Source organism: Paraburkholderia sp. PAMB 6770, from assembly GCF_057748135.1.
The window spans coordinates 1,086,409-1,105,702 of sequence record NZ_CM173238.1 but is presented as its reverse complement, the minus strand read 5'-3'; the positions used below and the strand labels follow the sequence as shown (position 1 = coordinate 1,105,702).

General features: G+C 67.0%; 13 protein-coding genes. 3 read left to right on the top strand and 10 right to left on the bottom strand.

Going from position 1 to position 19,294, the window contains the following annotated elements; translation table 11 throughout:
* Positions 1 to 2 precede the first annotated feature (2 nt).
* A complete protein-coding gene (purU, locus tag AC3AP7_RS05145; protein ID WP_475764732.1) occupies positions 3 to 875 on the bottom strand; it encodes a formyltetrahydrofolate deformylase in 873 nt (290 codons plus the stop codon).
* A 43-nt stretch (positions 876 to 918) separates the two neighbouring features.
* Entirely contained in the window at positions 919 to 2,349 is a 1,431-nt protein-coding gene (locus AC3AP7_RS05140; protein WP_475764733.1) for an amino acid permease, read from the bottom strand.
* Between the two features lie 274 nt (positions 2,350 to 2,623).
* Between AC3AP7_RS05140 and AC3AP7_RS05135 the strand changes: the two genes are divergently transcribed.
* The gene (locus tag AC3AP7_RS05135) at positions 2,624 to 3,280 is read left to right on the top strand and encodes a TetR/AcrR family transcriptional regulator (protein WP_475764734.1); all 657 of its coding nucleotides are present in this window, start codon (positions 2,624 to 2,626) and stop codon (positions 3,278 to 3,280) included.
* Between the two features lie 324 nt (positions 3,281 to 3,604).
* Positions 3,605 to 4,381, top strand: a complete 777-nt coding sequence (gene xth, locus AC3AP7_RS05130) for an exodeoxyribonuclease III (protein WP_475764735.1) — start codon at positions 3,605 to 3,607, stop codon at positions 4,379 to 4,381.
* 18 nt (positions 4,382 to 4,399) lie between these two features.
* On the opposite strand, the gene AC3AP7_RS05125 is transcribed toward xth, so the two are convergent.
* From AC3AP7_RS05125 to glnA, 4 genes are all read right to left on the bottom strand, one after another.
* Entirely contained in the window at positions 4,400 to 6,523 is a 2,124-nt protein-coding gene (locus AC3AP7_RS05125; protein ID WP_475764736.1) for a prolyl oligopeptidase family serine peptidase, read from the bottom strand.
* 76 nt (positions 6,524 to 6,599) lie between these two features.
* Complete coding sequence (gene ntrC, locus AC3AP7_RS05120) at positions 6,600 to 8,108, bottom strand: nitrogen regulation protein NR(I) (protein ID WP_475764737.1); 1,509 nt, start codon at positions 8,106 to 8,108, stop codon at positions 6,600 to 6,602.
* Between the two features lie 34 nt (positions 8,109 to 8,142).
* Positions 8,143 to 9,285, bottom strand: a complete 1,143-nt coding sequence (gene glnL / locus AC3AP7_RS05115) for a nitrogen regulation protein NR(II) (RefSeq protein WP_475764738.1) — start codon at positions 9,283 to 9,285, stop codon at positions 8,143 to 8,145.
* A 188-nt stretch (positions 9,286 to 9,473) separates the two neighbouring features.
* The gene (gene glnA / locus AC3AP7_RS05110) at positions 9,474 to 10,889 is read right to left on the bottom strand and encodes a type I glutamate--ammonia ligase (protein ID WP_475764739.1); all 1,416 of its coding nucleotides are present in this window, start codon (positions 10,887 to 10,889) and stop codon (positions 9,474 to 9,476) included.
* Between the two features lie 456 nt (positions 10,890 to 11,345).
* Here glnA and AC3AP7_RS05105 point away from each other — a divergent pair, with 456 nt between their 5' ends.
* Positions 11,346 to 11,810, top strand: a complete 465-nt coding sequence (locus tag AC3AP7_RS05105) for a rhodanese-like domain-containing protein (RefSeq protein WP_475764740.1) — start codon at positions 11,346 to 11,348, stop codon at positions 11,808 to 11,810.
* A 191-nt stretch (positions 11,811 to 12,001) separates the two neighbouring features.
* Here the strand turns inward: AC3AP7_RS05105 and AC3AP7_RS05100 are convergent, their stop codons facing one another.
* The 4 genes from AC3AP7_RS05100 to hrpA form a co-directional block, all read right to left on the bottom strand.
* Entirely contained in the window at positions 12,002 to 12,835 is an 834-nt protein-coding gene (locus AC3AP7_RS05100) for a competence/damage-inducible protein A (protein ID WP_475764741.1), read from the bottom strand.
* A 24-nt stretch (positions 12,836 to 12,859) separates the two neighbouring features.
* A complete protein-coding gene (locus AC3AP7_RS05095; RefSeq protein ID WP_475764742.1) occupies positions 12,860 to 13,708 on the bottom strand; it encodes an EI24 domain-containing protein in 849 nt (282 codons plus the stop codon).
* Positions 13,709 to 13,849: 141 nt separating this feature from the next.
* Entirely contained in the window at positions 13,850 to 14,866 is a 1,017-nt protein-coding gene (locus AC3AP7_RS05090) for a YVTN family beta-propeller repeat protein (protein WP_475764743.1), read from the bottom strand.
* A gap of 87 nt (positions 14,867 to 14,953) precedes the next feature.
* On the bottom strand, positions 14,954 to 19,282 hold the full coding sequence (gene hrpA, locus AC3AP7_RS05085; protein WP_475764744.1) for an ATP-dependent RNA helicase HrpA: 4,329 nt from the start codon (positions 19,280 to 19,282) through the stop codon (positions 14,954 to 14,956).
* Positions 19,283 to 19,294: the final 12 nt, after the last annotated feature.

The following is a 19,294-nucleotide window of genomic DNA, read 5'->3' as shown; positions in this document are numbered from 1 at the left end:
ATTTACAGCACAACGGTACGTTGACCGTTCATGAAGATCCTGCCTTCGCTGAACAGACGCACCGCCGTCGAAAGGGCAACAGCCTCGGTATCGTGACCCACCAGTACCATGTCCGCCGCCGTATAGGAATGGTCGATCGCCTTGACTTCCTGCGCGATGATCGGCCCCTCGTCCAGATCGCCCGTGACGAAATGCGCCGTGGCGCCGATCACTTTGACCCCTCTGTCGTGGGCCTGGTGATACGGACGCGCACCCTTGAATCCGGGCAGGAACGAATGATGAATGTTGATCGCGCAACCTTCGAGCTTGCGGCTCATGTCGTCCGACAGGATCTGCATGTACCGGGCGAGTACCAGGAGCTCCGCGCCCGTGTCGGCAAAGATGCCGAGGATCTGCGCTTCCTGCTGCGGCTTTGTGTCCGGCGTGACGGGGAGATGATGAAACGGCACGCCATACCACTCGACGAGGCTTCGGCAATCGTCATGATTGGACACGACGCCCACGATCTCGATCGCGAGCGCCCCGGAGCGCCACTTCGTGAGCAGCAGGTTCAGGCAGTGATCGTACTTCGACACGGCAATGAGCACGCGCGGGCGATAGTCTGCGCGACGCAGCGTGAATGCCATGTTCAGTTCCTCGCCCAGTTCCGAGAGCCGCTGGCGCAGCGCTTCGATCGGCGCGCTCAGAACGCCATCGTTGAACACCATGCGCGCGAAGAACTTCTTCGTTTCGGGATCGCCATAGTGAAACGACTCCGTGACGAAGGCGCCCTGTTCGAAAAGAAGACTGGACACCTTCGCCAGAATGCCGAGCCGGTCGGGGCATTCGAATGTGAACAGATAATCGGACGGCTGATGATCGACGGCGTTGAACATGACTCTCTCTTGAAAGCAAACGTGGATACCTGGATGCAGCCGGTCAACGTGCGGCAGGCCGCGTGCCGGACGGCTCTGCGCGCGCGGCACTGTCGCGGCTGCCTCGGGACGCCCGATACGCGACGTAGACGACCAGCAGCCAGACTGGCATCGCATATGCCGAAACACGGATCTGTGGTGTCAGCAACATAATGACGACGACGGCCATCAGAAACGCGAGGCAGCCGTAATTGCTGAGAGGACTGGCGATCGCCTTGAACGCGCTCGTCCTGCCGCTCGCCTTCATCGCACGAACAAACCTCGCGTGCGTGATGATGATGATCGCCCAGCTGAAAATCAGACCGGCAACGGTCAACGAGATAAGCAGTTCGATCGCGCCGTCCGGCAGGACATAGTTGAGGACGATGCACAGCGCCGTGAATCCGCCAGGCAGCAGGATGGCCGCCGTCGGTACACCGCGACGATTGACCTTCATCAGGCCGCGCGGTGCGTGTCCCTGCCTCGCCATGCCATGAAGCAACCGGCTAGTGCAGTACACCATGCCGTTGTAGACGGACAGCGCGGCCGTCAGGATGATGAAGTTGAGAACATCCGCTGCCGGTTTGTCGCCCAGCACGGCGAAGATCATCACGAAGGGACTGTGGTTGTACGTGTCGCCGCCCGATTTCAGCGAGGCCAGCAAATGTGTCCACGGGGTGAGGCAGAGCAGGATGAGCATCGACCCGACATAAAAGATCAGGACACGGAAAATGACCTGATTGATCGCCTTCGGGATCGTTACCTTCGGCGCGGCCGTTTCCGCGGCCGTGAAGCCCAGCATTTCAAGGCCTCCGAACGAGAACACGATGAAGGCCATCGCCATCACCAGCCCGTGTACGCCGTTTGGAAAGAACCCGCCGGCGCGCCACAGGTTGCTCACCCCTGACTCGTCCCCGCCTTTGCCCGTGACAAGCAGGAAAAGCCCGAGGACGATCATGCCGACCACCGCTGCGATCTTGATCATCGAAAACCAGAACTCCGTCTCGCCGTACAGCCTGACATGGACAAAGTTCATCGCATTGATGACTGCAAAGAAGACGGCCGCCGTGACCCACGTCGGCACCGACGGCCACCAGAACTGGACGAACTTCCCCGCCGCGGTGAGTTCCAGCATTCCGACAAGGATGTAGAGCACACAGCAGTTCCAGCCGGCGAAGAAACCCGCGAATTCTCCCCAGTAATGCTTGGCAAAATGGCTGAACGAAGACGAGACCGGATCCTCGACCAGCATTTCGCCGAGGAAACGCATGATCAGGAATGCGACGCACCCGGCGATGGCATAGCCCAATACCATGGATGGGCCGGCGAGTTCCAGCACGCCAGCCGACCCGAGAAACAGTCCGGTTCCGATGGTGCCGCCAAGCGCGATCAACTGGATATGCCGGTTATCGAGGCGGCGCCTGAGCTTGTCTGCGCTTGCACTGCGGTCTTGCATGATTTCTCCTTGGTCCATCCGGCCCGGTTAGAGCATGAATCCATATACAAACAATAATACTTAATTGTTTTAATTGGCGACCGAACACCGGCGACGACGCTTCATGTCGTCCATCGTGTCGTCCAGAACCCGATGGACGAAGTATAGGGACGACGCAGACACATAACAATAAAAATTTAATGTTACTTGTTTCTGGTATACCCTGCGGATGGACCCGGCCCTCTTCCGTTGGGAGCTGTAATAAACTTCAGGCGCACGAGACTTCACCACCACCATGAGCACCCTACCCAAATCCGGGACGAGGCGCGCCCTTCCGCGCCGCACGCAGGAAGAACGCAGCGATGCGACGCGCAAACGTATCGTCCAGTCAGCGATGCGCCTGCTGCATAAAAAGGGCTTTCGCGCGACGAATCTTCAGGAGATTGCGCGAGGAGCGAAAGTAACGCTGGGCGCGTTGCAGCATCATTTTTCGAATCGCCAGGTGTTGATGGAACGGCTCATCGACGAAGTGATGGCGCCGCTATCGGACGATGGCGTAGTCTGGCCTCCCGCTGCACTGCCTCTGGAGGAACGGGCGCGCGAGTTTGTTCGCCTCGCGTGGCAGACGATCTACGGTGCGCCGAGCTACGTTGCTGCATGGAGTCTGTTCTTCGGCTGCAAAGCGTCGCCCGAGCTCTTTGCGCGTATCGACGCCAACCGTGCGCGGTCCGATCCCCTCTTCTTTGCCCGGTTCGTGTCGTGCTTCCCGGAGATCGGAGCCCACCACCCCAATCCCGAGGTGTTCGCCGGCTTTGTCTTCGCGAGCCTGCGAGGCATGGGCGTCTTTCACCTGTTCGACGTCTCGCAGGACGAGGTCGACGGGCAACTGGCGGTGCTCGGTCAGGTGATCGCGCAAGCGGGACAGTCGCTGCAGCGGAAACGCGCCTGCTGATGCGCGGCGATCCGGATCACGCCGCCCCGCGCAAGACAGTCAGGCGCGGCATCGGCGAAACGGAACGCCACGCGCTTCGAACACGGAGGCCGGAGCCCGCCCGTACCGTGCCTGCGCCAAGGCTGCGCCGGGTCTTTCTGCGCCCGCCGCCGTGGCAGCCCGGTATCATATACGCGTCAAATGCAGCGCCGTGCGGCACCGGGTAGGCGTGGCATGCGGGTCACGAGTGACGGGCCACTGCGCATGGGCATGCATACCGCGATACGGATATCATCCGCCGCGCAAAGTAGCATTCTGCATTAACCCCATATCGTTACCCCTCACATGAAAATCGCCACCTGGAACGTCAATTCGCTGAAGGTCCGTCAGCAGCACGTGTTCGACTGGCTCGACACGAACCACATCGACGTGCTTTGCCTGCAGGAACTGAAACTGCCGGATGAGAAATTTCCGCGCGCGGAATTCGAGGCCAAAGGCTATCGCAGCTGGTTCGCGGGCCAGAAAACGTATAACGGCGTTGGCATCCTCGTGCGCGAAGGCCTCGCGGTCGACGAAAGCAGCGTGTCGCGCAACATCCCCGACTTCGACGACCCGCAGCAGCGCGTGATCGCCGCGACAATCGACGGCGTGCGCGTCATCTGCGCATACTTCCCCAACGGCCAGGCGCCGGGCACCGACAAGTTCGCCTACAAGCTGCGCTGGCTCGACGCGCTGCACACCTGGATTGCGCGCGAACTCGCACAGCATCCGAAGCTCGCGCTGCTCGGCGACTACAACATCGCCCCCGAAGACCGCGATGTGCACGACCCGAAAGCCTGGGAAGGCCAGAACCTCGTGTCGCCGGAAGAACGGGCGGCCTTCTCCGCACTGATCGGGCTCGGGCTCGTCGATGCGTTCCGTCTGTTCGAGCAGCCCGAAAAGGCCTTCTCGTGGTGGGACTACCGGATGCTCGCGTTTCGCCGCAACGCCGGCCTGCGCATCGACCACATCCTGCTGTCGAAAGCCCTGGCCGGAACCTGCACGCTGTGTGAAGTCGACAAGACCCCGCGCAAATGGGAGCAGCCGTCCGACCACGCGCCCGTCGTCGCGCAGGTCGGCTGAGCGGCACTGCGCGCGGCGCTAGTCTGCGCGCGCCTCGGCGAGACACGACCACAGAAAGCCGTACACCAGCGCGTCGTGGTCGGCCTGTTCCAGTTCATCGGCACCGCCGCCATGGCCGCCGTCGGTATTCTCCGCATACCAGACGCCGGATGCGCCCTGCGCCTGCATGCGCGCCACCATCTTGCGCGCATGCGCCGGATGCACGCGGTCGTCGCTGGTCGACGTCGCGAACAGCATGGGCGGGTACGCGTGCTCCGCGCGCACGCCGTGATACGGCGAATAGGCGGCAAGCGCGCGCGCCTCGTGCGGATCGTCCGGGTCGCCATACTCGTCGATCCACGACGCACCCGCGTGCAACTGCGCATAGCGCTGCATGTCGAGCAGCGGCGCCTCGCAGACCACCGCGCCGAACAGCGCCGGACGCTGCACCGCGCACGCCGCCACCAGCAGCCCGCCATTGCTCGCGCCGCGAATGCCGAGTTGCGAGGCGCGCGTGACACCCGTTTCGATCAGCGCCTCGGCGACCGCGATGAAATCGTCGAACGCACGCTGCCGGTGTTCGCCCTGCGCGGCCTGATGCCACGCGCTGCCGAATTCGCCGCCGCCCCGGATGTGCGCGACCGCATACACCCCGCCTTGCTCCAGCCAGCCGAGCGCGGGCCCCACCAGATAGCCCGCCGTGAGCGGAATCGCAAAGCCGCCGTAGCCGGTCAGCAGACAGGGCCGGGGCGCGGCGCGGCCGAGCGCGTCCGGCGCGAGCGCGTCGCGCGCGCCGATCAGCGTGTACGGCACGCGCGTGCCGTCGGCCGAGCGCGCCCACGCCCGGCGCACCGTGTACGGGCGGGCGTCGAACTGCGTCGGCCAGCGGTCGAGCAGCGTCCAGTCGCCGGTGTCCGCACGGGCCAGATCCGTCAGGGCATATTCGGGCGGCAGCAGGTAATCCTCGATATCGACGAACACCTCATCGTTCAGCGTCGCCTCGACCGGCGCCACGTCGACCTGTGCGCCTTCGCGCGCCGCAAATGCCCGCGACGTCCACGCCCATGCGCCGTCCTCGCGTTGCCGCGGCTGCCACAGCACGGTGCGGCTTTGCACATCCTCCAGATACGACACGATCAGCTGATGGCGCGTATGCGTCCAGTCGCACGCCGACGTGCGTTCGTTCGGCACGAACAGCGCGATCACGTCGCGCGCCCCCGCCAGAAACGCCGACTCGCGGATCGCAAGCAAGGCGCCGCCCGGATAGCGCGTGCCTCCGCATCGCCAGTCGAGCCGCGGTTCGAGCAGCAGCCAGCCCTCCCAGCCGCCGACCGCGACGTGCGCCGGCACCGCATAGCGCTGCCACGTCTGCGATGCGTCGAGGTACCAGGTCTGCGCGTCGAAGAAGTCGACGCCGCGGCTGACCGTGTGGCGCCCGTCGATCGGATCGTAGACCGCCTCGACGCTCACGTCGCGATAAGCGCCGCGAAACACCACCGGGGCATCGGCAAGCGCGGTGCCGCGCCGCCAGCGCCGCACCTCGCGCGGATAGCCGGAGCGCGTGAGCGTCTTGCCGCCGTTGTCCCAGCCGACATAGAGCGAGTCGCGATCGATCCACGACACCGTATGCTTGCCCGCGTGGTCGATCCGAAAGCCCGCCTCGACGAAGCGCCCCGCATCGAGGTCGAATTCGCGCACGACGAGCGCGTCCGAGCCGCCCGGCGACAGCGTGACGAGCGCGCGATCGCCGTCCGGATAGAGGATGTCGAGGTCGACGCAGACCCACGGCGTGCCTTCGGCCGCGCCCAGCGCATCGAAGTCGAGCAGCGTCTGCCAGGCGGGCGTGCCGGCGCGCCAGTTCGCCCACGACGTGCGCCGCCAGATCCCCTTCGGATTGCGCGCGTCCTGCCACAGGTCGTAGGCCCAGTCCTGCCAGCGCTCGGGAATCACCGGCCGTTCGTGCGGCAGATAGGCGGCGGCGAGCCGCTCGCGCAACGCGGCAAAGCGCGCATCGGCTGCCCACGCGGCGCGTGTGCGGGCGTTGTGGCGCTCGACCCATTCGCGCGCGGCGGGGTCGTCGAGCGCTTCGAGCCACAGGAACGGATCGGGGGACAGCGGCCAGTCGAAGGCCGCCGGCAAGGTAGAGGAAATAGAGGCAGGCATCGTGCAGGGCGTCAACGCGGTACGCCGGCATTATGCCCTGCGCACGGCCGGCGCGCCGCGCCGGCCGTGCACGTGGTCACGGTTCGAGATTCAGTTCCTGAATCTTGCGGGTGATCGTATTGCGGCCGATGCCCAGCCGCTCCGCCGCTTCGACCTTGCGGCCGCGCGTGAAATCGAGCGCCTCGCGAATCACCGCGGCCTCGAAGCGCCGCGCGAGTTCGTCCATCACGTCGGCCGCGTTCTCGCGCAGCATCTTCGCGACTTCGGTGCGCAAACCGCCCTCCCACGCGCTCGCCGGCACGTTGACCGGCACGCCGGCCACGCCGTGCGGCGCGAACGCCGCGCCGTTCGCGGGCGACGGCGCCGCCGCGCTCGCCACCGCATCGGCGGCCATGCCGTTGGCCGCCGCCGGATCGGCCGCGCCGGCGGCCGCCGGCACCAGATCGGGCGGCAGGTCCTTCACCTCGATCGTCTGCGCCGGCGCCATCACGGTGAGCCAGTTCGCGAGATTTTCGAGCTGGCGCACATTGCCCGGAAACGGCATCGACGTCAGGTAGGCAAGCGCCTCCTCGGACACGCGCTTCGGTTCGACGCCGAGGTCGCGCGCGCTCTTTTGCAGGAAATGGCGCGTCAGCAGCGGAATATCCTCGCTGCGCTCGCGCAGCGCCGGCAGCCGCAGACGGATCACATTCAGGCGGTGATACAGATCCTCGCGAAACAGCCCCTGACGCACGCGCGCTTCGAGGTTCTGATGGGTGGCGGCAATCACGCGCACGTTCGCGCGCAATGGACTGTGTCCGCCGACGCGATAGAACTGCCCATCCGACAGCACGCGCAGCAGACGCGTTTGCAGATCGAACGGCATGTCGCCGATTTCGTCCAGAAACAGCGTGCCGTTTTCGGCCTGCTCGAAACGCCCCTGGCGCATCGCCTGCGCGCCGGTGAACGCGCCGCGCTCATGGCCAAACAGTTCGGACTCCAGCAGATCTTTCGGAATCGCCGCGGTGTTCAGCGCGATGAACGGACCGTTCGCGCGTGGGCTATGACGGTGCAGCGCACGCGCGACCAGCTCCTTGCCGGTGCCCGATTCGCCGGTAATGAGCACGGTTGCCGCCGAATGGGACAGGCGGCCGATCGCGCGGAACATGTCCTGCATCGCCGGCGCCTGGCCGAGCATTTCCGGGGCATCGGCAATGCGCTCGTCCCACGTCTGCTCGCCGCGCATGCTCTCGTCCACCGCGCGGCGAATCAGTTCGACCGCCTTGTCGATGTCGAACGGTTTCGCGAGATACTCGAACGCACCGCCCTGGAACGCGGCCACCGCGCTGTCGAGATCGGAGAACGCGGTCATGATGATGACCGGCAGCCCCGGCAGACGCTCGCGCACGGTCTGCAGCAGTTCGAGCCCGGAACCGCCGGGCATGCGGATGTCCGACACCAGCACCTGCGGACTGTCGTGATCGAGCGCGAGAGCCGCGTCGCGCACGTTCGCAAAGCTGCGCGTCGTGAAGTTCTCGCGGGCAAGCGCCTTTTCGAGCACCCAGCGTATCGATTGATCGTCGTCTACTATCCAGATCGGCTTCATAAGGTCGGTCAGAAGTCTTGAGAGGCGTGGGGTCCTAGCAGTCGAGCGGCAGCAGAATCTGAAACTCGGTGTGACCCGGCCGGCTTTCCACCTCGATCAGACCGTCGTGCTGCTGCACGAAGGTCTGCGCGAGCGTCAACCCGAGACCGCTGCCGTCTTCGCGCCCCGATACGAGCGGATAGAAAATGCGGTCGCGGATGTCCTCGGGAATGCCCGGCCCGTTATCGATAATATGCAAGTCCAGTGCCAGCTTGCACAGGCGTTTTGAAATCGTCACCTTGCGCGCGACGCGCGTGCGCAACTCGATGCGCGCATCGCCCTGCGAGATGCGCTCGCGCAGCGCTTCGGCCGCGTTGCGCACGATGTTCAGCACCGCCTGGATCAGCTGCTCCTTGTCGCCGCGCAGATCGGGCACGCTCACGTCGTAGTCGCGCTCGATCGTGAGCCCGCGCGGAAACTCCGCGAGAATCACCGCGCGCACGCGTTCGCACACCTCGTGAATGTTGACGTCGCCGACGATGTGCGGATGCCGGTGCGGTTCGAGCAACCGGTCGACGAGCGTCTGCAGCCGGTCCGACTCCTTGATGATCACCTGCGTGTACTCGCGCAGTTCGTCGCGCCCGCGCCCGCCGAGCTCGAATTCGAGCAGCTGCGCCGCGCCGCGGATGCCGCCGAGCGGATTCTTGATCTCGTGCGCGAGGTTGCGGATCAGTTGCTTGTTGACCGCGGTCAGGTCGTTGATGCGCTCCTCGCGATCCGTGCGCAGATGCCGCTCGTTTTCGAACAGTTCGAGCAGCACGTGATCCGGCGCGCCTTCGAGGTAGCCGACGATGGCATGCACATGCAGCGGTTCGTGCCCCGCGCGTTCGAGCACCGCGTCCAGATGCGTCGCGTGAAAGCGGTGTTCGGCAATCGACGCGATCGTCGCGACCAGCTCGTCCGCGTTCGCAAACAGATCCGTCCACGCCATCTGCGTGAGCTGCCGGCGCGACAGTTCGAGCATCGACTCGGCTGACGGATTCGCGAACGCCAGGTGCAGCGTGCGCTTCTCGATCACGAGCACGACCGTCGGCAACGCCTCGAACCCCGGCAGCAACCCCGAGTCCAGCAGTTGCGGGTTATCCGACAGCGGCTCGGCATGCCCTTTTCTTGCTTTGATCAGATTCTTCAGAACCATCTTGCAGTCTGGCCGAGGTGAGATGGTGGAACGACCCGGCGCGCGCGCCTCGCCGACGACGCGCAAACGTTGCCCGGCGCGCAACGAAAAAGGGACGGCGCCGCCGTCCCCTGGTGCATCCCGTTCGACCGGATGCGCGCGTCGGGCATGCGCTTCGCCAGGCTGTCCAGGCGAAGCGCCATCGCCGCTTACAGCGAGTAGTACAGTTCGAACTCGACCGGGTGCGTGGTCATGCGCACGCGTTGCAGTTCGGCTTCCTTCAGTTCGAGGTACGCGTCGATCATGCCGTCCGTGAACACGCCGCCGCGCGTGAGGAACTCGCGGTCCTTGTGCAGCGCTTCAAGCGCCTGGTCGAGGCCGGCGCACACGGTCGGGATCTTCGCATCCTCTTCCGGCGGCAGGTCGTACAGGTTCTTGTCCGCGGCTTCGCCCGGATGGATCTTGTTCTGCACGCCGTCGAGACCGGCCATCATCAGCGCCGAGAAGCACAGGTACGGATTGGCCATCGGATCCGGGAAGCGGGTTTCGATGCGGCGGCCCTTCGGGTTGCTCACGTGCGGAATCCGGATCGACGCCGAGCGGTTGCGCGCCGAGTAGGCGAGCTTCACCGGGGCTTCGAAGTGCGGCACGAGACGCTTGTACGAGTTCGTCGTCGGGTTCGTGAGCGCGTTCAGTGCGCGCGCGTGCTTGATGATGCCGCCGATGTAGAACAGCGCGAATTCCGACAGGCCCGCATAGCCGTTGCCCGCGAACAGGTTCTGGCCGTCCTTCCAGATCGACTGGTGCACGTGCATGCCCGAGCCGTTGTCGCCGACGACCGGCTTCGGCATGAAGGTCGCCGTCTTGCCGTACGTGTGCGCGACGTTGTGCACGATGTACTTCAGCTGCTGGGTCCAGTCCGCGCGCTGCACGAGCGTCGAGAACTTCGTGCCGATTTCGTTCTGGCCCTGGCCTGCCACTTCATGGTGATGCACTTCGACCGGAATGCCGATCTGCTCGAGCAGCAGACACATTTCCGAGCGCATGTCCTGGAACGAGTCGACCGGCGCGACCGGGAAGTAGCCGCCCTTCACGCCCGGGCGATGGCCCGTGTTGCCGCCTTCGAATTCCTTCGCCGACGACCACGGCGCTTCTTCCGAGCCGATCTTCACGAAGCAGCCCGACATGTCGGTGCTCCACTGCACCGAGTCGAAAATGAAGAATTCCGGTTCCGGACCGAAGAACGCCGTGTCACCCAGGCCCGAGCTCTTCAGGTAGGCTTCCGCGCGCTTCGCGAGCGAGCGCGGGTCGCGTTCGTAGCCCTTGCCGTCCGCCGGTTCGACGACGTCGCAGGTCAGCACGAGGGTCGACTCTTCGTAGAACGGGTCGATGAAGGCGGTGTTCGGGTCCGGCACGAGCAGCATGTCCGACGCCTCGATGCCCTTCCAGCCTGCAATCGAGGAACCGTCGAACGCATGGCCGCTTTCGAATTTGTCATCGTCAAATGCCGACACCGGCACCGAGACGTGTTGTTCCTTGCCGCGCGTGTCGGTGAAACGGAAGTCGACGAACTTGACGTCCTCGTCCTTGACGAGTTGCATGACGTCGGCCACGGATTTACTCATAACCTATCTCCTGATTAACGAATTCGGCGGATTGAGCCGCCGCCCCAATCTAGCTGACCCGCCCTCGCGCGTCTAGGTCGCGGTGCGATGCGCGCCGCGCACCGCCGCCGCGCACCCCGGCTGCGCCGGGCACCGGATCGATCGGCCCGAAATAAGCAGCTTCCGTGCCATGAATGCGCCAACGCGGCGCAAAGTCCGACTGGACGCGCGTTTGCAGGGAATCGCGGCACCTCGGCGGGCGCGCCCCGCGTATCGCACATCGCACAAAAGCACCACACCGGTGCAATCTCGAATTTGCACCACGAGAAATTCTCCATACCGGTGCATACCCGATATTTTGCACCATTCCGGCGCATCCGATCTGGCCGCGTCGATCGCGAGGCCGCCCGGGGCGCGGCACGCAGCGTGAAGCCGGCGCGCTAGAATGGTCATTTGGTCCGAAGGAGATTCGCCGTCATGAGCACGCTCGAGCAGTTGTACGCGCAGGCCGAAAAGCGCCGCATCGACCACCAGTTGCCGTACGCCGGCGCGGTGTCGCCCGCCGAGGCCTTCGAGCTTCTGCAACTCGATCCGCGCGCGCGTCTCGTCGACGTGCGCACGCGCGCCGAACTCGACTGGGTGGGCCGGCCGGTGGTCGGCGACGGCCAGTACGCGCACCTCGAATGGACCCGCTATCCCGGCGCGGTGCCGAATCAGGCGTTCCTGCAGCAGCTCGGCGAACTCGCGCCGTCCGACACGCCGCTGCTGTTCCTGTGCCGCAGCGCCGCGCGCTCGAAGCTCGCCGCGATCGCCGCCACCCAGGCCGGCTTCACGCACGCGTTCGATCTGCTGGAAGGCTTCGAAGGGGACAAGGACGGTCAGGGGCATCGCAAGACGGTGTCGGGCTGGTGTTTCCGCGGACTGCCGTGGATCGGCGCCTGACGGCGCGTCGCGGTATCCGCCGCATCGTCGGCGCCGCGTGTGACACTGCGATGATGGGCTGACTGACCGACCGCGCGTGCCGTAACGGCACGCCCCCGCCACCTTCCTGGCATGCATTCCTCGCGCGCATTCCGGGCACCCCGCTGCTCGCGCGCCTCGCCCCGCGCCCCGCGCCCGCACATCGCGGCGCGTCAATCCGCGCGCCGCACGCCGCTTGCCATGTCGGGCTCGACGATATCGCCGCCGAGCAGATGCACGCCCTCGCGCAGGCGCACGAACGCCGCCGCCACCGCCTCGGGCTCGCCTTTCACGCCGAGATCGATATGGCGGCGCGCATAGATGCCGCCACGCTCCGCATCGCCGACGCTCGGCAGGCTGAACACGCGCACGCCGGGAAAATCGTGCTCGAGGCGCTCCATCAGCGGCGTGAGCGTCGATTCGGGCAGCTCGAACACCAGCAGCGATTTCTCCGCGTGCGGCATTGCGTGGTGCAGATGCGCGTAGTGCGTGTCGAGCACCCATTCGATCATCGGCCAGGCCATCACCGGGAAGCCCGGCACGAAATGATGATCGCCCACGGAGAAGCCGGGAATCTTGTTGTAGCCGTTCGGGATGATCGCGGCGCCGCGCGGGAACGTGCCCATGTTCAGCCGGTGGCGGTTCTCCGGCGAATCGTAATCGACCGGCGTCGCCGCGTCCGCCGGATGCATGTCGCGGATACGCTCGCGGATCAGCACCGCGGCCTGCGGATGCAGTTCGAGCGGCACGTCGAGCGCGGCGGCGGCGCACTGTCGCGTGTGATCGTCGGGGGTCGCGCCGATGCCGCCCGTCGAGAACACGATGTCGCCCGACGCGAAGCTGCGGCGCAGCGTCGCCGTGATGCGCGCCGGTTCGTCGCCGACGTATTCGGCCCACGCGAGCGACAGCCCCCGCGCGCCGAGCAGCGCGATGACCTTCTGCAGATGCTTGTCGACCCGTCTGCCCGACAGGATCTCGTCGCCGATGATGATGACGCCAAATGCCATTGCGGCCTCTCAGATCAGTTCAAATCAGTTCAGTCCGGATTCGGCCGGAACACCGGACGCCGCGTGCCGCACACCCGGCGCTTGCGCGCGCAGGCGCTGCAGCGCGCGCAGACAGTAATGGCCGAACCACAGCGCGGTAAATACGAGAATGAACGCGTAGATCCAGATCGTCACCGCGGTCATCACCGGAAACAGCACGAGCAGCCACACCGACGACGCCCACAGCAGCGTCGGCAGCGAGCCGAGCAGCCCGCTCGCGACGCCGATCGCGAGCAGCGGCAGCCGGTGCCGGCGCACCAGCGCGCGACGCTCGTCGCGGCTCGCGTGCAGGGCGAGCGCATCGTAGGTCATCACGCGGTAGGTGAGCCAGCCCCACAGCAACGGCGGAACCAGCGCGAAAAACGGCGGAATCAGCCAGAGCGGCAGCGTGACGATCATCAGCACGAGGCACAGCAGCGTGGTCCATGCCGTATGCGCGAGGCTACCGTACCACGTTCCGCCGCGCCGCATCTCGAGGCCGGCGAACTGGCGCGCCGCCAGATGGCGGATCACGCCGGGCATCGCGAGCGTCGCGATCAGCAGCAGGATCGTCACGACGATCAGCGGAATCGCCAGCGCAACCACGACGAACGGCGCGAGCGCCGCATGCAGCGCGGTGAAGCCGAACCCGTCGAACAGCCGGTACAGCGTGTTCGTGAAACGCCACCCGTCGAGCCAGGTGCGCGTCGCGCCGATCAGCGTTTGCCAGAAGAACCACAACAGCAGGCCCCAGCCGAGCGTCGCCGCGAAGAACGGCACGAAGGTAAGCCACAGCATGCGCGGATGCAGCGCGCTGGCAAGCGCGCGCCCGAACGAGCGCAACAGGTCATTCATGCGAGAGAGGACAGGTCGGTGTCAATGAGACGGGACGGGCGGGCGTACCACGCGGCACGCGGCGCCATCCCGTCCCACAGGATAAACCACGCGGGCGCGCCGTGCGCAATGCGCGGACGGCCGGCCCCCGGGCGGGCGGCGTCAGGCGCCGTTGGGCGCGGTGACGGGTGCGCGGTCGTAGAAGTAGATGCCGTGCGGCGAACGCCCCACCGCGATGGTTTCGATCAGCTTGCGGCTGCGCAGGTCGATGATGCCCACATGCCTCGCGAAGCGGAACGTCACCCACAGGTAGCGCCGGTCGGCGGTGAGCTCCATGTCGTCCGGGCCGGGCAGCAGTCCGGTGATGTCGCCGACGTTTTCGAGCGACATCTCGTCGATCAGGCTGATCGTGTTCGCGACGCGATTGGACACCGCGACATGCCGGCCGTCCGCCAGCGAGCGGAAGTTGTGCGCGCCGGCGCCGGTGTGGATCGTCTTCACGATCGTCCGGGTGCGCCAGTCGAGCACCGCGACATAGTCCGCGCCGGTCATCCCGACCAGCAGGTAGCGATCGCCCGGCGTCATCCACAGGCCCGCCGGAAACTTGCCGACCTTCATTTTCCAGCGCACCTGCTGGGTCGCCAGATCGACCGCGGCCACCTCGCCGGACACCTGCAGCGTGACGAACACGGTGCGGCTGTCGTTCGAGAACGCGAGGTGGCTCGGCATCACGCGAAGCGGCAGGCGGCGCGCGAGCGTGATGCCGCCGTGGCCGTCGTAATGGTAGATGTCGAGCCGGTCGAGGCGCAGGCCGGTCGTGACGAACCAGCGGCGATCCGGCGAAAAGCCGATCTGGTACGGATCCTCGACGTTCTCGATCCAGCGCTGCACGCTGCCGGTTTTCGGGTCGACGAGCATCAGGTTGTTGGACACCGAATTCGCGACGATCAGCGACGCGTTGTCCGGCGTCGCCATCAGGTGATGCGGTTCCTTGCCGGTCGGCACGGTGCCGACCACCTGGTGCGTGGCCTCGTCGATCAGGCTGAGCGTCGCCTCGCCCGAATTGAGCACGATCACACGGTTCGCGCGGGCGGACGGCGCCCACAACGCGGCCGCCGCGACCAGCAGCACGCCGGCCGCGCGCGCGGCGCGCAGGCCGCGTGAGGAGAATAGACGCATGGGGAGAGGCCTCGAATGAGAGGCGCCCATTGTAGCCGTTCTGTAAGCCCCGATGCTTGACCCCGATCGTCCCGCGCGTCGCGCGGCTCAGCGCTGCATCGACTCCCACACCTTGTGCAGCCGCTTGACCGATACGGGCATCGGCGTGCGCAGTTCCTGCGCGAACAGCGAGATGCGCAATTCCTCCAGCAGCCAGCGAAACTCCGTCAGCCGCGCATCGGGCACGCCGGCGCGCTGCGCCAGCGCGCGCTGGTAATGCTGCGCGAGCGGCTGCAGTTCGGCGAACTGGCGCGCGTCGCGCGCCGGGTCGGCGCGCAGCTTGTCGATGCGCAGCGCGATCCCCTTCAGGTAGCGCGGAAAATGCGCGAGCTGCGCATACGGCGTGTCGATCACGAAGCGCTTGCCGATCAGCGCATCGAGCTGCGCCTGCAGGTCCGCATGCGCGGCGGCGAACGGCTTCGCCTGCGCGAGCTTCTTGCCGAGCGCCGCATACTCGGCGAGGATCTGCCCGACGAGGCGCGCAATCTCCTGGGCGAGCAGCGTCAGGCGGCTGCGGCCTTCGTCGCGGCGCGCGTGGAAGGTTGCGTCGTCGTCCGGCAGCGGCGCCTGCAGGCACGCGCGGTCGAGCGCGGTGTCGATCAGCTGGTCGCGCAGTTCGTCCTGCGTGCCGCGCGTCATGTACTGCATCGCCATTTCGCGCAATCCGGGCAGATTTTTCTCCAGATACCGGATCGGCTCCTTCAGCTGCAGCGCGAACAGCCGACGCAGCCCCGCGCGATGGATCCGCGCGGCCTCCTCGGGCGAATCGAAGACCTCGACATCGCAATGCGCGCCACGATCGACGAGCGCGGGATAGCCGAACAGCGTCTGTCCACCACGGCGGATTTCGAGCAGCTCGGGCAGCTTGCCGAAATTCCACGTCGTCAGGTTTTCATAAAGCGCGGTGGCGACCGTGCCCGCCGCCGCTGGCGCTGCCGCCGCCGCTGCACCCGTCGCGCGCGCAGGGGCCGGCGCCGGTGCGCCGCGCGCCGGCCCCGCCGGTGCAGCACCACGCGTCGCGCCGGCGGACGCGGCCGCTTCGCCGCCGAGCGTCACGCCCGCGGCGAGCTTCTGGAACTGCTGCTGCGCCTGTGCGCCCAGTTCCGCGCGCAGCTGCGCAAGGTTGCGGCCCATCGCCAGCTGCCGCCCATGCTCGTCGATCACCTTGAAGTTCATGAACAGGTGCGCGGGCAGCGTCTCCAGCTTGAAGTCGGCCTGCTTCAGCGCGACCTGGGTCTCGGCGCGCACATCCGCGATCAGCGCGTCGAGCAGCGCGGACGCGCCGAAGCGCTCGCCGCCCGCCCGCTGCACGAAACCACCCGCATAGTCGGGCAGCGGCACGCAGTGGCGGCGCAGCTTCTGCGGCAGCGACTTCAGCAGCAATTGCGCCTTTTCCTTCAGCATGCCCGGCACGAGCCATTCGCAGCGGCGCGCGTCGATCTGGTTCAGCGCGTAGAGCGGCACCGCGAGCGTCACGCCGTCGCGCGGCGAACCGGGCTCGAAGTGATAGCCGAGCGTCATCTCGATGCCGGCCATCGCGACGCGCTTCGGAAACAGCTCCGTCGTCACGCCGGCCGCCTCGTGGCGCATCAGGTCGTCGCGCGACAGGTACAGCAGGCGCAGCCGGTCCTCGGGCTGGCCGGCCGCCGTCACCGCGTCGCGATACCAGCGCTCGAACGCGGCGCCGGTGTGGATCCCCTCGGGGATCGCGTCGTCGTAGAACGCGTAGATCAGTTCGTCGTCGACCAGCACGTCCTGACGGCGCGACTTGTGTTCGAGCTGCTCGATCTCCGCCAGCAGCTTGCGGTTGTGCGCGAAGAACGCGAGCTTGGTGTCGAATTCGCCGTCGACGAGCGCGCCGCGAATGAACAGCTCGCGCGCGCGGGCCGGATCCTGGCGGCCGAACGCGACGCGCCGCCGCTGATACACCGTCAGCCCGTACAGCACCGCGCGCTCGTAGGCGGACACCTGCGCCGCGCGCTTCTCCCAGTGCGGCTCGGACAGCGACTTTCTCAGCAGATGCGCGCCGATCCGCTCGATCCACTCCGGCTCGATCTTCGCGAGACAGCGCGCATAGAGCCGGCTCGTCTCGACGAGTTCGGCGGCCATCACCCAGCGCCCGGCCTTCTTCGCGAGCGCCGAGCCCGGCCACAGATAGAACTTGATGCCGCGCGCGCCGAGGTAATACGGTTCGTCGTCGGCTTTCAGGCCGAGGTTGCCGAGCAGCCCCGTCAGCAGCGCGAGGTGGATCTGCTCGAAGGTCGCGTCGGCCTCGTTCACGCGCCAGCCGTGCTCGCGCACCACCGTGAGCAGCTGCGAGTGCACATCGCGCCATTCGCGCAGACGCAGATGCGACAGGAACTGGCTGCGGCAGGCGTCGGCCAGTTGCCGGTTCGACTTCTTGTGCGCGACCGCTTCCTCGAACCAGTTCCAGATCCGCAGCCACTGCAGGAACTCGGAGCGCTCGTCGGCGAAGCGCCGGTGCGCGGCGTCGGCCTCGGCCTGTGCTTCGAGCGGCCGCTCGCGCGGATCCTGCACCGACAGCGCGCTCGCGATGATCAGCACCTCGCGCAGCGCCTGCTGGTCGCGCGCGGCGAGAATCATCCGGCCGACCCGCGGATCGAGCGGCAGCCGCGCGAGTTCGCGGCCGAGCGGCGTGAGCGCGTTGTCGTCGTCGACCGCGCCGAGTTCGTTGAGCAGCTGATAGCCGTCGGCGATCGCGCGGCCGGGCGGCGGCTCGATGAATGGAAACGTTTCGATCGCGCTCAGGTGCAGCGACTTCATCCGCAGGATCACCGACGCGAGCGACGAGCGCAGGATCTCGGGATCGGTGAAGCGCGCGCGCGCGACAAAATCGGCCTCGTCGTAAAGCCGGATGCAGATGCCGTCGGCGACCCGTCCGCAGCGCCCGGCGCGCTGGTTCGCGGCGGCCTGCGCAATCGGCTCGACCTGCAGCTGCTCGACCTTGTTGCGGTACGAATAGCGCTTCACGCGCGCGAGCCCGGTGTCGACCACGTAGCGGATGCCGGGCACCGTCAGCGAGGTTTCCGCGACGTTCGTCGCGAGCACGATCCGTCGCGCGTTCGAGGGCCGGAACACGAGCTCCTGCTGCTGCGCGGACAGCCGCGCGAACAGCGGCAGGATTTCCGTATGCGGCGGATGATGCTTGCGCAGCGCCTCGGCCGCGTCGCGAATCTCGCGCTCGCCGGGCAAAAACACCAGCACGTCGCCGGGGCCCTCGCGGCACAGCTCGTCGACCGCGTCGACGAGCGCGTCCATCAGATCGCGCTCGCGCTCCCGGCCGGTCTCGCGCGCCGCGCGCGGCCGCTCGCGCGCGGCTGGCGCACCGGGCGGCGGCGCGAGGCGGTCCTGCGCGACAGGCCGGTAGCGCACCTCGACCGGATAGAGCCGCCCGCTCACCTCGATCACCGGCGCCGGCTGCGCGTCGCGGCCGAAATGACGCGCGAAGCGCTCCGCGTCGATCGTCGCGGAGGTCACGATCAGCTTCAGATCCGGCCGCTTCGGCAGGATTTCGCGCAGATAGCCGAGCAGGAAATCGATGTTCAGGCTGCGCTCGTGCGCCTCGTCGATGATCAGCGTGTCGTACGCCTTCAGCAGCGGGTCGGTCTGCGTTTCGGCAAGCAGGATGCCGTCCGTCATCAGCTTGACCGACGCGCCCGGCGCGAGGTTGTCGGTGAACCGCACCTTGTAGCCGACCACCTCGCCGAACGGCGTGCCGAGTTCCTCGGCGATCCGCCGTCCGGTGCTCGACGCCGCGATCCGGCGCGGCTGCGTGTGGCCGATCAGCCCCGTGCCGCCCGCGCCGAGCCCGCGGCCGAGCGCGAGACAGATCTTCGGCAACTGGGTGGTCTTGCCCGAGCCGGTTTCGCCGCACACGATCACGACCTGGTGCGCGGCGATCGCGCGCGCGATCTCGTCGCGCCGGCCGGACACCGGCAACGCTTCCGGGAACGTGACCGGCGGCACCGGATTGGGCGCCGCCGCGCGCGGCGCGCGGCGCGGCGCGTGCGGGCCGGCGGGGGGCGCCGCTTTCCCGCTGCCGCGCGCGGCGGGCAAGCCGTCGCAGCGGGCCTGCGTGGCGCGCTCGCCGACGCCCGCGCCGGCGCGAGGGGCCGCCGCGCGGCCGGCGGATCGCGCGGGCGGCACGGCCGACGCGGCCGACGCGGCGCTGCGCTCGGACTGCGCGGGAGTGGCGGGTGCCGTGGATGCGGCGGATACGGCGGGCGCGGCGGATGCCGTGGGCACGGCGGGTGCGGCGGGCGCCTTCGGTGCGTCAGGTGCGGATCGGTCGGCGGAGCCGGCGGAAGGGCCCGGCGAAGCAGGATGCGCCGCGGGACTTTTAGGGACATTCGACATGGGGGCGCATTA